General features: G+C 65.3%; 12 protein-coding genes and 1 tRNA gene. 5 read left to right on the forward strand and 8 right to left on the reverse strand.

Annotated elements, in window-relative coordinates; genetic code table 11:
- Positions 1-30: 30 nt before the first annotated feature.
- The 4 genes from HH800_RS14030 to thyA form a co-directional block, all read right to left on the reverse strand.
- The gene (locus HH800_RS14030; protein WP_169861448.1) at positions 31-1,326 is read right to left on the reverse strand and encodes a dihydrolipoamide acetyltransferase family protein; all 1,296 of its coding nucleotides are present in this window, start codon (positions 1,324-1,326) and stop codon (positions 31-33) included.
- Between the two features lie 5 nt (positions 1,327-1,331).
- The gene (locus HH800_RS14035) at positions 1,332-2,336 is read right to left on the reverse strand and encodes an alpha-ketoacid dehydrogenase subunit beta (protein ID WP_069335795.1); all 1,005 of its coding nucleotides are present in this window, start codon (positions 2,334-2,336) and stop codon (positions 1,332-1,334) included.
- Between the two features lie 53 nt (positions 2,337-2,389).
- The gene (locus HH800_RS14040; RefSeq protein ID WP_169861449.1) at positions 2,390-3,685 is read right to left on the reverse strand and encodes a 3-methyl-2-oxobutanoate dehydrogenase (2-methylpropanoyl-transferring) subunit alpha; all 1,296 of its coding nucleotides are present in this window, start codon (positions 3,683-3,685) and stop codon (positions 2,390-2,392) included.
- A gap of 117 nt (positions 3,686-3,802) precedes the next feature.
- Positions 3,803-4,738, reverse strand: coding sequence for a thymidylate synthase (gene thyA / locus HH800_RS14045; protein WP_169861450.1), 936 nt, complete (start codon positions 4,736-4,738; stop codon positions 3,803-3,805).
- Between the two features lie 202 nt (positions 4,739-4,940).
- On the opposite strand from thyA, the gene HH800_RS14050 reads away from it, so the two are divergent.
- Both HH800_RS14050 and HH800_RS14055 read left to right on the forward strand, forming a co-directional pair.
- On the forward strand, positions 4,941-5,216 hold the full coding sequence (locus HH800_RS14050; protein ID WP_037521453.1) for a JAB domain-containing protein: 276 nt from the start codon (positions 4,941-4,943) through the stop codon (positions 5,214-5,216).
- Between the two features lie 104 nt (positions 5,217-5,320).
- Positions 5,321-5,397 (forward strand) — tRNA-Pro (locus HH800_RS14055).
- Between the two features lie 172 nt (positions 5,398-5,569).
- On the opposite strand, the gene HH800_RS14060 is transcribed toward HH800_RS14055, so the two are convergent.
- From HH800_RS14060 to HH800_RS14070, 3 genes are read right to left on the reverse strand one after another with little or no spacing between them, the layout of a single operon-like run.
- The gene (locus HH800_RS14060) at positions 5,570-7,387 is read right to left on the reverse strand and encodes a response regulator (RefSeq protein WP_169861451.1); all 1,818 of its coding nucleotides are present in this window, start codon (positions 7,385-7,387) and stop codon (positions 5,570-5,572) included.
- Positions 7,377-8,252 carry a CheR family methyltransferase gene (locus HH800_RS14065; RefSeq protein WP_048937350.1) on the reverse strand — a complete coding sequence of 292 codons (876 nt, stop codon included), beginning with the start codon at positions 8,250-8,252 and terminating at the stop codon, positions 7,377-7,379. Before HH800_RS14065 ends, HH800_RS14060 begins: the two co-directional genes overlap by 11 nt.
- Positions 8,237-11,650 carry a response regulator gene (locus HH800_RS14070; protein ID WP_169861452.1) on the reverse strand — a complete coding sequence of 1,138 codons (3,414 nt, stop codon included), beginning with the start codon at positions 11,648-11,650 and terminating at the stop codon, positions 8,237-8,239. Before HH800_RS14070 ends, HH800_RS14065 begins: the two co-directional genes overlap by 16 nt.
- Positions 11,651-11,855: 205 nt before the next feature.
- On the opposite strand from HH800_RS14070, the gene HH800_RS14075 reads away from it, so the two are divergent.
- The gene (locus tag HH800_RS14075) at positions 11,856-13,469 is read left to right on the forward strand and encodes an FAD-dependent oxidoreductase (protein ID WP_169861453.1); all 1,614 of its coding nucleotides are present in this window, start codon (positions 11,856-11,858) and stop codon (positions 13,467-13,469) included.
- 3 nt (positions 13,470-13,472) lie between these two features.
- Complete coding sequence (locus HH800_RS14080) at positions 13,473-14,156, forward strand: DUF6624 domain-containing protein (RefSeq protein WP_169861454.1); 684 nt, start codon at positions 13,473-13,475, stop codon at positions 14,154-14,156.
- 9 nt (positions 14,157-14,165) lie between these two features.
- Here HH800_RS14080 and HH800_RS14085 read toward each other — a convergent pair whose 3' ends face one another.
- Positions 14,166-14,630 carry a MarR family winged helix-turn-helix transcriptional regulator gene (locus HH800_RS14085; RefSeq protein WP_169861455.1) on the reverse strand — a complete coding sequence of 155 codons (465 nt, stop codon included), beginning with the start codon at positions 14,628-14,630 and terminating at the stop codon, positions 14,166-14,168.
- Positions 14,631-14,758: 128 nt separating this feature from the next.
- Here HH800_RS14085 and HH800_RS14090 point away from each other — a divergent pair, with 128 nt between their 5' ends.
- Positions 14,759-15,187 carry an organic hydroperoxide resistance protein gene (locus tag HH800_RS14090; protein ID WP_169861456.1) on the forward strand — a complete coding sequence of 143 codons (429 nt, stop codon included), beginning with the start codon at positions 14,759-14,761 and terminating at the stop codon, positions 15,185-15,187.
- Positions 15,188-15,189 lie beyond the last annotated feature (2 nt).

The raw sequence follows: 15,189 nt of genomic DNA on the forward strand, positions 1-15,189 counted from the left end.
GACGTTGGCCGCCCCGGTCCCGTGCATTCATCAGCCCTCGAACAGCAGGACCGGCGTTTCCAGCAGCTTGCGCACGGCCTGGACGAAGCTGGCGGCGTCCCATCCGTCGACGACGCGATGGTCGCAGCTGATCGACAGGTTCATCAGCTTTGCCGCGACGATCTCCTCCCCCCGGAACATGGGGCGCTCGATCACGCGGTTGGGGCCGATGATCGCCACTTCGGGCCGGTTGATGACCGGGGTGGTGGCGATGCCGCCGAGCGGGCCGAGCGAGGTCAGGGTCAGGGTGGAACCCGACAGTTCGGCCGACGTCGCCTTGCCGCTGCGCGCCGCGTCGGCAAGGCGGCGGATCTCGGTCGCCAGCTGCCAGACATTCCTGTCCTGCGCGTCGCGGATCACCGGCACCATCAGACCTGCGTCGGTCTGCGTCGCCATGCCGAGATGGACGGCACCATGGCGCGTCACCACGCCCGCCTCGTCATCATAACGGGCGTTGAGCATCGGGAAGTCAGGCAACGTCCTGCAGATCGCCACGATCAGCAGCGGCAGCATGGTGAGCTTGGGCCGATCGCCGCGATGGGCGTTGAGCTGTGCCCGCGCCTCCTCCAGCGCGGTGACGTCGATTTCCTCGACATAGGTGAAGTGCGGGATGTTGCGCTTGGACGCGGCCATATTCTCGGCAATGCGGCGACGCATGCCGATCACCTTCACCTGCTCGTCGGCGCGCGGTGCCACGCGGCCGGCCGGGCGATAGCCCTGCCCCGCACCGTAGAGCAGATAGGCGTCGAGATCGGCGTGGCGGATATGGTCGCCGTTCGGCTTCACCAGGGCGAGATCGACACCCAGTTCCCTGGCGCGTGCGCGGACGGCAGGGGACGCGAGGATGGGGGCGGCAACATCAGGCCCCCTCCCTTCCAGGGAGGGGTTAGGGGTGGGTACCGGCGAAGCCGGTGCTTCTGGCTCAACGGCAGGCAGCTCGCTTTGCTCGCCACCCACCCCCGGCCCCTCCCTGGAAGGGAGGGGAGCATCAATGGAGGCCTCGGCCGTTTCGACCGACGGCGCAGGGGCGGCAACCGCCCCCTCGCCTTCCGTCTCGATCTCGACCAGCATCGATCCGATCGACACCTGATCGCCCGGCTCGCCGGCCAAGCGGACGACCGTGCCCGCGACCGGGCTTTCCATCTCGACCGTCGCCTTGTCGGTCATCATGTCGGCGATCGGCTGGTCTTCCTCGACCCGGTCGCCGACCTGAACGTGCCAACCGACAATCTCCGCCTGCGCAATGCCTTCGCCGATGTCCGGCAGCTTGAATGTGAAAAGAGCCATAGCCCTCAGTCCTTCATGATCTTGTTGATGGCTTCGCGGATGCGCACGGGGCCGGGGAAATAGGCCCATTCCAGACTGTGCGGATAGGGCGTGTCGAAGCCGGTGACGCGCTCGATCGGCGCTTCGAGATGGTAGAAGCAGCGTTCCTGCACCAGCGCCGACAGTTCGGCGCCAAAGCCGCTGGTCCGCGTCGCTTCATGCACGATCAGGCAGCGGCCGGTCTTCCTGACCGACGCCTCGATCGTGTCGATGTCGAGCGGCACCAGGCTGCGCAGGTCGACGATTTCGGCATCGATACCCAGCTTTGCCACGGTGTTTTCAACGACATGGACCATCGTGCCATAGCAGAGGATGGTCAGCGCCTCGCCGGATCGGGCGATGCGCGCCTTGCCAAGGTCGATGCGATAATAGCCCTGCGGCACCTGGGCATCTGCGTGGCCCGCCCAGCTCTTGGCCGGCGTGTCATAATGGCCGTCGAACGGGCCGTTATAGATGCGCTTGGGTTCGAAGAAGATGACCGGGTCATTATCCTCGATCGCGGCGATCAGCAGGCCCTTTGCATCATAGGGGGTGGACGGGATCACCGTCTTGACCCCGGACACATGGGTGAAGATGCCTTCCGGGCTCTGGCTGTGGGTCTGGCCGCCGAAGATGCCGCCGCCAAAGGGCGAGCGCACCGTCATCGGCGAGATGAACTCGCCGGCCGAGCGATAGCGCAGCCGCGCCGCCTCGCTCACCAGCTGGTCGAGCGCGGGATAGATATAGTCGGCGAACTGGATTTCGGGCACCGGCCGCAGGCCATAGGCGCCCATGCCGACCGCAACGCCGATGATGCCGCATTCGGTGATCGGCGTGTCGAACACCCGGTTCTTGCCATATTTCTGCTGCAAGCCCGCGGTGGCGCGGAACACGCCGCCGAAATAGCCGACATCCTCGCCCATCACCACGACATCGGGGTCGCGGCCCATCATCACGTCCAGCGCGCTGTTGATCGCCTGGATCATGTTCATCTGGACGGGCTCGTCCTGGCCGCCGACGGCGACCGTTTCCATGCGCATGTCGTTCACAGCCCTGCCGCCTTCCATTCGTCGAGCATCTGCTGCTGCTGTTCCTTCAGGTGCCAGGGCATGTCCTCGAACACGTCCTGGAACATGCTTTCCATCGGATGGTGGAGGCCATGGCCCAATATGCCGTTCTTTTCGGCCTCGCGCGCGGCGTCGCGGACCATCTCGGCCAGTTCCTGGTCCATCGCGGCGTGGCGTTCCTCGTCCCAGATGCCCAGCGTGATGCAATGCTGTTTCAGCCGCGCGATCGGATCGCCGAGCGGCCATTTGCTGCTTTCCTCGGCCGAGCGATAGGCGGTCGGATCGTCGGACGTGCTGTGTCCTTCGACGCGATAGGTGAAATGCTCGATCAGGGTCGGGCCGCCATTGGCGCGGGCGCGATCCGCGGCCCAGCGGGTGGCGGCATAGACGGCCAGCACGTCATTGCCATCGACGCGCAGCCCGGCAATGCCATAGCCGATCGCGCGCGCAGCGAAGGTGGTCGCCTCTGCCCCGGCAAAGCCGGAGAAGCTGCTGATCGCCCACTGGTTGTTCACCACATTCATGATGACCGGGGCGCGATAGACGCTGGCGAAGGTGCAGGCCGAATGGAAGTCGCCCTCCGCGGTCGAGCCCTCGCCGCACCAGGTCGCGGCGATGCGGGTGTCGCCCTTGGCCGCGCTCGCCATCGCCCAGCCCACCGCCTGGGGATATTGGGTGGTGAGGTTGCCGGAGATGGAGAAGAAGCCGGCCTCGCGCGCCGAATACATGATCGGCAGCTGGCGCCCCTTCATCCGGTCGCCCTTGTTCGAGTAGATCTGGTTCATCATGTCGACGATGGACCAGTCGCGCGCGATCAATATGCCCTGCTGGCGATAGGAGGGAAAGCACATGTCGTCGCGCGACAGGGCAAGCGCGGCGCCGATCGACACCGCCTCCTCGCCGGTCGACTTCATGTAGAAGCTGGTCTTGCCCTGGCGCTGGGCACGGAACATGCGGCCGTCAAAGGCGCGGGTCAGCGCCATGTAGCGCAGCATCCGCAGCAGCGTTTCGGCCGGCAACTTGGGGTCCCAGGCGCCGACCGCATGGCCATCCTCGTCCAGGACGCGGACCAGCCCATAGGCGAAGTCGCGCATTTGCGAAGGATGGGTCGCCTCGTCCGGGCGCGGCGCCGCGTCGGCCGCGGGAATGTCGAAATGGGTGAAGTCCGCGCTTTCACCGGGCCGCGCGGGCGGCTCGGGCACATGCAGCTGCAGCGGCGGCAGGTTGCGCCCCTGCCCGTCCGTCACAGCGCCGGATTCGATCGAATCGGTCATCCTGCCTCCTATTGTGCGTTGCAATAATATTGCTTGTGGCAATTATTATATTTCAACGCCGCGCAAGGCAAGCCTTACTGACCCAATTCCTTTTCGCCTGTCGCCTTCGCTGTCACCTCAGACGGCGACGGGCGCGGAAATATGGGCCTGCGGCGCATAATCCTGCACCTCGAAATCCTCGATCTTATAGTCGAAAATGCTCGAAGGCCGACGATTGATCCGCAGCTTTGGCGCGCCAGCCGGGGTGCGGCTGATCTGCTCCTCCACCAGATCGGCATGGTTGAGGTAGAGATGGACGTCGCCGCCCTGCCAGACCACCTCGCCCGGTTCCAGATCGCATTGCTGGGCCAGCATCCGGGTGATCATCGACAGGCCGAAGATGTTGAAGGCAAAGCCCAATCCCAGGTCGCAGCTGCGCTGGAAGAGCAGGCCGTTGAGGCGGCCGTCCGACACCTGGAACTGATAGGTCATGTGGCAGGGCGGCAAGGCCATCTGTGCCACCTCCGCGACATTCCAGCCGGTGAAGAGCAGGCGGCGCGAACCGGGGTTGGTGCGAATCGCATCGACCAGCGCGGCAATCTGGTTGTGGCCCTGCGCCGCCCGGCGGAACAGGCCGTCGCCGGCCGGCTCGTAGCGCGGCCAGTTCACCCATTGGGCGCCATAGACCGGGCCGAGATCGCCCCATTGCCGGGCAAAGGCCTCATCCTCGATGATTCGCGCCTCGAATGCGTCGCGGTCGATATCCTCGCCGGTCGCCTTGCGGTAGCTGTCGAGCGGCCAGTCGGTCCAGATATGGACATTCTGCTTCACCAGTTCGCGGATATTGGTGTCGCCAGTCAGGAACCACAGCATCTCGCGCGCGGCGACCTTCCAATAGACCCGCTTGGTGGTGAGCAGCGGCACCGCATCGTCCGCCAGCGAGAATCGCAGGGTCGCGCCCAGGATCGATCGAGTGCCAACGCCGGTGCGGTCGATCCGCTCGTCGCCATGGCGCCAGATATGGCGCATCAGGTCGAGATATTGCTCTTCATAATGGGGCGGCTGCGGCGACATGGCGTGCAAGGTCGATGATCCTGGGATGGGAGTGAATCTGAACGTCCCGTCCATGTAGCATCCCCCCTGCCCCGCTGTCCCGACCAAAGGTCGCGCCGTAACGGATGCGACTGCCCGCCGGGCCAGCCCCATTCCGCCACTACGGATCATTCCGCGTCTCCGCTCCACGCCCATTGCTGACAGGCTGTGCCCAGGGGGTGCGATGCTGACTTTGGTGATTCTCGACGAGGACGGCCAGCCGCGCGACCGGCTGCACCCAGATGGCAACTGGCCCTGCCTGGTCGCCCATCTGCTGGCCAGCGATGCACGACGCGTCATCCTGCACCAGCAGCGTGGCGCGGCGGCACCGCAGCCGGTCGATATCGCCCTGACCCGTAGCCTGCATCGCCGGCTGCGGGCGCTCGACATCCATCTGGCCGACCATCGGATCGACACGCCGAGCGGCTGTTTCAGCTTCCGCGATGCGGGTCTTTTGTAGAATTTTCAAAAAAGCGCATCAGGTGGCTTGCCAGCCCTCAAACCCCTCTCTATAGGCGCACTCCTGCCTTACGGGGCCGCCCCAAAAGCGGCTTCGGCATCGGTCGGGGAATAGCTCAGCCTGGTAGAGCACTGTCTTCGGGAGGCAGGGGCCGGAGGTTCGAATCCTCTTTCCCCGACCAACTTATTCGCTCGGACTTCGGTTCGGGACGATAAGCAGAAAAACCCCGGACTTACATCGGAAGTCCGGGGTTTTTGCGTTCTGCTTCCTTGCCATGCCCGTCGGACCGCGGACCGACCGAGGGCATAACGAACCCGGTTCGGTACGCCCCCTGTCCTGACTTCAAGAGCCTATCACCTCTGGGTTGCCGGCACCGCCAATTTGGCAATCGCGTCGATCAAGTCGGCGACCTTGAATGGCTTTTCGATCACCGGCACCGCATCAAACGCCTCGGGCAGATGATCGCGCCCATAGCCGCTGACGAACAGGAAGGGCATGGCCCGGTCCGCCAGGACGCGCGCAACCTGCTCCACGCCCTCACCCTGGAGATTGCCGTCAAGCAGCACCAGATCGCACTCCGCCTGATCGATCAGGGCCAGCGCATCGGCCACGGTCGCAGCCTGCCCGACGATATGGCCGCCCGCATCCTCCAGCGTCGCGGCCAGTTCAAAGGCGACCAGCGGCTCATCCTCGATCAGCAGCAGGCGGCGGCCGCCCAGATGCGCCTTGCCGTCACTGCCACTGCCGCTCGCGCCCTGCTCTCGGGGCGCCGGACGCGCCTTCTTGCGCAGGCGCGGGCTGGAGGCATAGGGCAGCGTCAGCGTCCATCCCATGCCCTCGGCGCCGTAATGGGGCTGGGCACTGCCGCCGTCGGAACGCAGGCTGCGCTCGATCAGCGCGGTGCCGAAGCCGCGACGGCTGGGCGGCGCAACCGGCGGACCGCCGCGTTCGCGCCAATCCAGAACCAGTTGGTCATTGGTCAGACGCCATTCCAGCTCGACACGGCCGGCCGGCGCCGACAGCGCTCCATATTTATGGGCGTTGGTCACCAGTTCGTGCAGCACCAGCGCCAGGTGCAGCGCCGGTTCGGGGCGCAGATCGACCTCCGGCCCGTTCCAATGGAAACGCTCACCGTCGATCGCGCCGATCGTCACCTGCCCCTCGATCAGATCCCCCAGCCGCGCGGCCTGCCAGGTTTCGCCGCTCAGCAGCGAATGGGCGCTGGCCAGCGCGTGGATGCGACCGATGAAGGTCGGGGCGAAATCGGACGGGCCGGACGAATGGCGCAAGGTCTGGGTGGCGATCGCCTGGACCGACGCCAGCGTGTTCTTCACCCGGTGGTTGAGCTCGCCGATCAGCAGCTTCTGCGTTGCCTCCGCCCGCTTGCGTTCGGTCACGTCGAGGATCTGCAGGCTGATCGAGAAGAGCCGGCCGGCGGCATCGCGCAGCGCCGAGCAATAGCATTCGCAATCGAGGGTCAGCCCCTCGGCCGTGTGGAAGCGCAGCAGGCGGTTGGTGCGCGGCACGGTGCCGGCGATCATTTCGTCCATCAGGCCGGCAAAATCGCCACGCTGGCTGTCGTCCAGCCATTTGAGTTCGGACGCGCCAAAACCCGCCACCTCTGCCGCACGCCAGCCGAACAGCCGCTCCGCTCCCTTGGACCAGGCAACGACATGGCGCTGGGCATCGATTTCGACGATCGCCAACGGGCTGTTGTCGCCATGGGCCTGGATGCGGGCCAAGGCCGCGGCATGGCTGTCGCGCTCCCGCGCCAATTCCTGCCGCTGCTGGAACAGTTCGACGAACAAGGCGACCTTGTGCCGCAGGATATGGGGGTCGACCGGCTTGAACAGATAGTCGATCGCACCGCTTTCATAGCCGCGAAACTGGCGTCGCTCGTCGGTCGCCACGGCGGTCAGGAAGATGATCGGCACGCGCCGGGTCCGTTCCGTGCCGCGCATCAGTTCGGCCAGCTCGAACCCGTCCATGCCTGGCATCTGCACGTCGAGCAGCGCCAGCGCGACATCCTCCACCAGCAGCAGTTCGAGCGCCTGCATGCCCGATCGCGCCTTGATGAGGGTCACGCCCTCGTCCGCCAGCAGCGCTTCAAGCGCGGTCAGATTTTCCTCGACATCGTCGACCGCCAGGATCTTGGTGGGCTCAGGCTGCATGGTCGAGCGCCTTCAGATCCTGCAGGTTGCGGCGATAGATTTTCTCGCCCTCGTCGAAATCGGCAAAGCCATCGGAATAGCGCGAGAAGCGCAGCGTTTCCTTCGAGCCCAGCCCGAGGAAGCCACCGCGGACCAGCGATTCCCCGAACAGGCCAAGCGCGCGGTCCTGCAATTCGCGATCGAAATAGATGAGCACATTACGGCTGGACACCAGCTGTACCTCCCCGAAGACCTGGTCGCTCGCCAGATTATGTTGTGCAAAGACCGCGCGGCGACGCAGCGTCTTGTCGAAGACGGCGGCGCCATAGGCGGCAGTATAATAATCGGACAGCGAGGCCTTCCCGCCCGCGAGCCGATGATTTTCGCTGAATTGCGGCAGACGATCGATCGCGTAGATGCCCGCTTCCGCCTTTTCGAGCGCGGCCGGACTGATGTCGGTGCAGTAGAAGATCGTGCGATCCTCCAGCCCTTCCTCGCGGAACAGGATCGCGAGCGAGTAGAATTCCTCGCCATTGGCGCAGCCGGCGATCCACACCTTGAGCGAGGGATAGGTCTTGAGATGCGGCACGACCTGCTCGCGCAATGCCCGGAAATAGGCGGGATCACGGAACATCTCGCTCACCTGGATGGTGAGGAAGCCCATCAGGTCGGCGAACACGGCGGGATCGCGCAGCAGCAGATGCTGGAGCTGGGACAGGCTGTCGCAGCCATGCTGATGCTGGGCACGAGCCAGTCGGCGATGCAGCGATCCGCGCGAATAGCCGCGGAAGTCGTAATGATAATGGCGGAAGATCGCTTCGAGCAGCAGGTCAAGCTCCAGCTCGTCCCGCGGCCCGAAATGTTCTTCCATCAGCGCGGCATCCATACACGCACCAGGCTGAGCAACTTGTCGACGTCAAGCGGCTTGGCGAGATAATCGTTGGCACCGGCGGCCAGGCATTCCTGCTGGTCCTGTGCCATCGCCTTGGCCGTGAGCGCGATGATCGGCAGGCCCACGCCCCAGCCCTGCTTGCGGATTTCGCGCATCGCGGTCAGCCCATCCATTTCGGGCATCATCACGTCCATCAGCACAAGATCGATCTTGGGCGCCTCGGCGCGCGCAGCCTCTTCGAGCGCGACAAGCGCCTCGCGGCCATTGCGTGCGATACCGACATGAACCCCATGGGGTTCGAAAATGCTCGTGAGGGCATAAACGTTCCGTATATCGTCCTCGACAACCAGAATATTTTTGCCTTCCAGCGCCTCATCGCGGCTGAGCGAACGGGCGATGAGCTGCTGCTGGGGTTCGGGCAATTCCGACACCACCTGATGCAGGAACAGCGTCACTTCATCGAGCAGCCGTTCGGGCGACTTGGCGCCCTTGACGATGATCGACTTGGAATAGCGGCGCAGGCGCAGTTCCTCCTCCGCGCCAAGGTCGCGGCCGGTATAGACGATGACCGGCGGGAAGCCGACGCTGTCGTCCGCGCTCAGCCGTTCGAGCAGATCGAAACCGGACGCATCGGGCAGGTTGAGATCGAGCACCATGCAGTCGAAGGTCTCGCGGCCCAGCATCTCGAAACATTGGGCGGCCGAATGGGCCTCCAGCGTCTCCACCTCGCGCGAGGCGAGCAGCAGCTTGATGCTCTCGGCCTGCTGGGCGTCATCCTCGACCACCAGAACCCGGCGCATGCGCTGGGCCATGCGCGCCTCCAGCCCTTCGAGCATGTCGATCAGCGCATCGCGCTTCACCGGCTTGAACAGATAGCCGATCGCGCCGCTGGCCAGCGCCGCCTGGCTGTCATCATCAACCGACACGACATGGACCGGGATGTGGCGGGTGCGCATGTCGCGCTTGATCCGGTCGAGCACCGACAGGCCGGTATGGTCGGGCAGGTTCATGTCGAGGATGACGGCATGGGGCAGATATTGCCGAGCCATCAGCGCGCCTTCGTCGGCGGTGCCGGCGATCAGGCACTGGAAGCCCTGTTCATGCGCGATGTCGCACAGGATTCGGGCGAAGACCGGATCATCCTCCACGATCAGGATCAGGCGCGAATCCCCGGACAGGGTTTCGCGATCATCCTGGGTATCGACCAGGCTGGCGACACGCTGGCGCGCGGGCGCCACCGGCTGGGGGCGCGGCGCTTCGGCCAGGCTGATCGAAGGCAGATGACTGAGCGCGGGATCGAAGCGATCGGGCAGCAGCAGCGAGAAGGCACTGCCCTCACCCGGCTGGCTTTCGACGCGCAGTTCGCCGCCCAACAGCCGCGCCAGTTCGCGCGAGATGGAGAGGCCAAGACCAGTGCCGCCATATTTGCGGCTGATCGTGCCATCGGCCTGGCGGAAAGGTTCGAAGATCAGCTTCTGCTGCGCTTCCGCAATGCCGACGCCGCTGTCCTGCACGGTGAAGGCGACCCGGCCGTCCGCATGCCGACCAACGGTCAGCGCGACCTCGCCCCGATCGGTAAACTTGATCGCATTGGACAGGAAATTCTTCAGCACCTGCTCGACGCGCTGCGGATCGGTTTCGATCTCGACCGGATCGGCGCCGGCGGCGAGGCGGAAGGACAGGCCCTTGGCCTGGGCCGAAGGCGCGAAGATCGCCTGCAGCTTGTCCAGCATCGGCGCGATCCGCACCGAACGCGGCTGCAATTCCAGCTTGCCCGCCTCGATCTTGGAAATGTCGAGAATGTCGTTGATCAGGGTCAGCAGGTCATTGCCCGACGTCTCGATCGTCTCGGCATGACGCACCTGATCGGCGCTGAGATTGCCGGCACGATTTTCCGCCAGCAGGCGTGCCATGATGAGCAGCGAGTTGAGCGGCGTGCGCAGCTCATGGCTCATATTGGCGAGGAATTCGGATTTGTAGCGGCTGGCCTGATCCAGCTCGGCGGCCTGTTGCTGGAGCGACAGCTGGGCACGGGCGAGATCGTCGCGCTGCGCCTGCATGTGGCGGGCCTGCTCCTCCAGCTGGACATTGGTCTGTTCCAGTTCGCTCTGCTGCGCCTCCAGGCGGGAGGCGGAGTCCTGAAGCTGGCGGCTCTGGGTTTCCAGCTCGTCATTATTGGCGCGCAGTTCCTCGCCCTGGGCCTGCAATTCCTCGGCCTGGCGCTGGGTTTCCTCCAGCGCGTCCTGCAACCGGGCGCGGAAACGGGCCGAACGCAGTGCGATGCCCATGCCGGCGCTCGCTTCCTCCAACAGTTCGAGCACACGGTCATCGACCGGATCGAAGGCGCCCAGTTCCAGCACCGCATTGACGATGCCGTCGGTCACGGTCGGCACGATCAGCAGATGGCGGGGACGATCGCGGCCAAAGGCCGAGCCGATCGTCAGATAATGATCGGGCACGTCATGCAGCAGCTGCGCCCGCCCTTCGGCCGCGACCTGACCCAGCAGGCCTTCCTTGGCGACGAAGCGCTGCGGCATGTCGGCGTCGGCCGGCACTCCGAGCGTCGCGACGCGGTTGAACTGGCCATCCTCGCCCTTGAACAGGGCACCGCCCTGGAAGCCGAGATAGCGTGCGAGGAAGGCGAGGATCGCCTCCCCCAGTTGCTCGACGCTCTGGTCGCCACGCATGGCGTCGGCCAGCCCCAGATGCCCCGCCTGCAACCAGGCCTGGCGCGCGCGCGCCTTGCTGTTGCGGCGTACCAGCAGATAGACGGCGATGGTCAGCACCACGCCCAGAAGGCCGGTGACGAGGCCCGACATGATCGCGGTCTGCGAGGCAGATGCCATGTCGGCGAGGCGGATTTCCCGCAGTCGCAATTCCTCACGCGCCATCGTGTCGAGCTGGGCCCGGACGGCGTCCATTTCCTGCTTGCCGCGGCCGGTGGTAACGATCGTCAGTGCCTGGATGATGCTCTGGTTGCGCCGCGCCTCGATCGTTTCCCTGAGTTCGGCAAGCTTGGCATCGACATGACGCCGCAGGCGGGCGAGATTATTCTGCTGGGTCGGGTTGTCGCGGGTCAGCCTGGCCAGCGCATCGAGCCGGCCGGGCATGGTCGCCACCGCATTCTCATAGGGCTCCAGATAGCCGCGGTCGCTCGTCAGCAGATAGCCGCGCTGGCCAGTCTCGGCATCCTGCGCGGTCGAAAGCAGTTCGTCGAGCGCAATCAGCACATTATGGGTATGGCGGATCGCCCGGTCGCTCTCGCCCAGGCCCTGGATATTGAGATAGGCGACAGCGCCGCTTACCAGGAAGAAGGCAATCCCGAGGAACAGGCCCAGCGCCGCCCATGCATCCGTGCGCCCGCTGACGGAGCCAAATTTCGCCTTGCCCATTATCATCCTGTTGTCGTTGCCGTGACGGAGGTGCCGACTAAGGGGCATTTCCGCACGAAAGCAAGCGCCACCTTGCGCCGGAGCGCCAGGGCTGATCGAGATCAACCTATTGATGCGCCTGATCGCATCCCGAGCACCCGCGACCATTGCGCACAGGCTGCACCATCGCCATCATCGCGCGACACGGAGTGGCGGGAGGCCGGGGATGGAGACGATCGGGCGCGATCTTCGCGAGATGCAGCGTGTACCACTGACGGCCGAGCATGTCGCGGTGCTGCGCGCAGAAGGAAGCGAGGCGGTCTATCCCGCCGGCACCTATATCGTCCGGCCCGGCGACCCGGTCGACCGCTTCATCTATGTCGAGGATGGCGAGATCGAGGTGGTCAATCCGTTCGGCGAGGAACGGCATGTCCCCTCCACCATCGGCCCGACCCAGTTCATGGGCGAGATATCCTTCCTGGGCGGCGGCAGCTGGTCGATCCCGATGCGCGCGGCACGCGATACCCGCGTACTGGAAGTGCCGCGCCCGACGATGCTGCGGCTGATGGCGGCGATCCCGGAAATGTCGGACATCATCATCACCGTTCTGGCGGCGCGGCGCCGGCGGCAGCTCGACATGGGCGACAGCACCCTGGTGCTGATCGGCGAGGATGAGGATCGGGCGGTGCGCTGCATCGCCGAATTCGCCAGCCGCAACCGCCTGCCCTACACATCTCATGCGCTGGGCAGCGACGACGCCCGCCGGGTTGCCGCCAGTTGCGGGGCGCAGGCGGACCGGCCCGCCGTGATCTTCGGGCGCGACAATGTCGTTGCCGATCCCACGCCCGAGAAGGTCGCCCGGCTGTTCGGCCTGGATCGTGGCTTTACCGAGAATGAGACCGTCGACCTGCTGATCGTGGGCGGCGGGCCGGCCGGCGTGGCGGCGGCCGTCTATGCCGGGGCCGAAGGGCTCAATGCGCTGGTGGTGGAGGATATCGCGATCGGCGGTCAGGCCGGCACATCGAGCCGGATCGAAAATTATATGGGCTTTCCCACCGGGATTTCGGGCGCCGACCTGGTCTGGCGCGGCGAGGTGCAGGCGATGAAATTCGGCACCCGCTTCCTGATGCCGCGCCGGGTGACGGCGCTGGAGGAAACCGGCCACGGCCATTATTGCGGCGTGTTCGACAATGGCCAGCGCATCTGCGCGCGCGCGGTGCTGGTCGCGACCGGCGTGGAATATCGCCGCCTGCCGATCGCGCGGCTCGCCGAACTGGAAGGTGCCGGCATCTATTATGCTGCGACCGAGAATGAGGCCCGCTATTGCCGCCAGGCCGAAGCGGTGGTGGTCGGCGGCGGCAACAGCGCCGGCCAGGCGGCGATGTTCCTCAGCCGCAGCGCGCGCCATGTCCATCTGCTGGTGCGCGGCCCCTCGCTCGCCTTGTCGATGTCCAGTTACCTGTCGAGCCGGCTGGAGGCCGACCCGGCGATCACCATCCATTATGACACCGAAATTGACACATTGCATGGCGATGCGCAGCTCGACGCGGTAACCATTCGCACGGCCGACGGCAGCCAGCGCCAGATCGCCTGCTGCGCCCTGTTCATCATGGTCGGCGCGGCGCCCAATACCGGCTGGCTGTCGGGACTGGTGGCGCTGGATGACAAGGGGTTCGTGCTGACCGGCGATGCGGTCGAGGCCCCCTCCCCCTATGAAACCTCACGCGCCGGCATCTTCGCGGTCGGCGACGTGCGTGCCGGATCGGTGAAGCGCGTCGCCTCTGCCGTGGGCGAAGGATCGGTCGTGATCTCGCGCATCTGGAGTCATGTGAATGGGTGAAGCATGAAGGCAGTGCTTCTTTTCCTGCAGGCCGCCACCGGCGCCATCGTCCCGACCCCGACGATGGACGCCATGCGCCAGCAGGTGACCGATGCCTATCGCCAGGAGGAGGCGCGACAGGCCGCATTGCCACCGGCGAAGGACGATGCCGAGAAGATCATCCGGCTGGGCACGCTGGATCAGGTCGGTCGCATCACCATGATGAAACTGGACTGGTCATCGGTGCCCGCCGACCAGCAACCGGTATGGCGCGGCGCCATATTGGCCGAGATCAGTCGCCATGACAGGCTGAATCAGGAACGGCTGAAGGCGATGATCCCGAAAGAAGGATGGTTCCGGATCAGCGTCTACGGCAAGGAAGCGGCCCGCGCCGCCTTCCTGATCGTCCAGCATGCCGTCGACGATCCGGCGCTGATGCGCGGGACACTGAACCGGATGGAGGCCTTGCTGCCGGACGGCGAGGCCGAGGGCCAGGCCTATGCGATGCTCTATGATCGGGTGGCGATGACATTCGACAAGAAGCCGCAGCGCTATGGCACCCAGGTCAATTGTGTCGACGGCCGATGGCAGCCGACCGACCTGGAAGCCCCCGATGCGGTGAATACGCGCCGCCAGGCGGTCGGCATGACGCAGACGATCGAGCAATATCTGGCGATGTTCGACAACGCCCAGTGCCCCAAGGCATAGCGCGCCCGATCAGGCCGCCCGCTGCAGCTTCTCCCGCAGCGTTACCAGCGACTGGTTGAGCGCGGCGATTTCCTCGATCGAGATGCCGACGGCCTCCATCAGTTCGGCCGGGACGCAGGTTGATACGTCCTGCGCCACCGACTGGCCCTGCTGCGTCAGGCGCACGCGGACCACCCGCTCATCCTTGGTGTCGCGCTGGCGGGTGACGAGGGCCGCCGCCTCCAGCCGCTTGATCAGCGGGGTCAGCGTATTGGATTCGAGGAAGAGCTGGCCGCCCAGTTCGCCGACCGTCTGGTCGTCGCGCCGGGCCAGCGCCACCATCACCAGATATTGGGGATAGGTGAGGCCGTAGCGATCGAGCAGCGGCTTGTAGAGCCGGTTGAAGGCAAGCCCGGTCGAATAGACGCCGAAGCAGAGAAAATCGTCGAGCGCGCCGCGCGCGGTATCTTGGGCAGTCATGGCGGGGGTGGTCATGGCGATACTCCTTGCCCGGAAATATAAATCGCACGCGATATGATCGCAAGGGTTGACGACTCAGATCGGCAGGCACATATAGATCGCACGCGATTTAATCGCAGATGATTAAATGAAAGGACCGATCGATGAGCAGCAAGATCCTCTATTCCACCAGCGCGACCGCAACCGGCGGCCGCGACGGCAAGGCCGCAACCACCGATGGCAGCTTCGCCGTGACGCTGGGCACACCCAAGGAACTGGGCGGCAATGGCCAGGGCAATAATCCCGAACAGCTGTTCGCGTCGGGCTATGCCGCCTGCTTCCTGGGCGCGATGAAGTTCGCCGCCAGCCAGGACAAGGATCTGCCCCGCGTGCCCGCCGACGCCAGCGTCACCGCCACGGTCGGCATCGGCCCGCGCAGCGACAAGGGCTTTGGCCTGGACGTCGCGCTGGAAATCAGCCTGCCGGGCGTCGACAAGGGTGCTGCCGAGGCGCTGGTCGCCGAAGCGGACACGATCTGCCCCTATTCGCACGCCACGCGCGGCAATATCGACGTGCGCCTGAGCGTCGCCTGACG

This window comes from Sphingobium yanoikuyae, from assembly GCF_013001025.1.
Taxonomy (GTDB): Bacteria; Pseudomonadota; Alphaproteobacteria; order Sphingomonadales; family Sphingomonadaceae; genus Sphingobium; species Sphingobium yanoikuyae_A.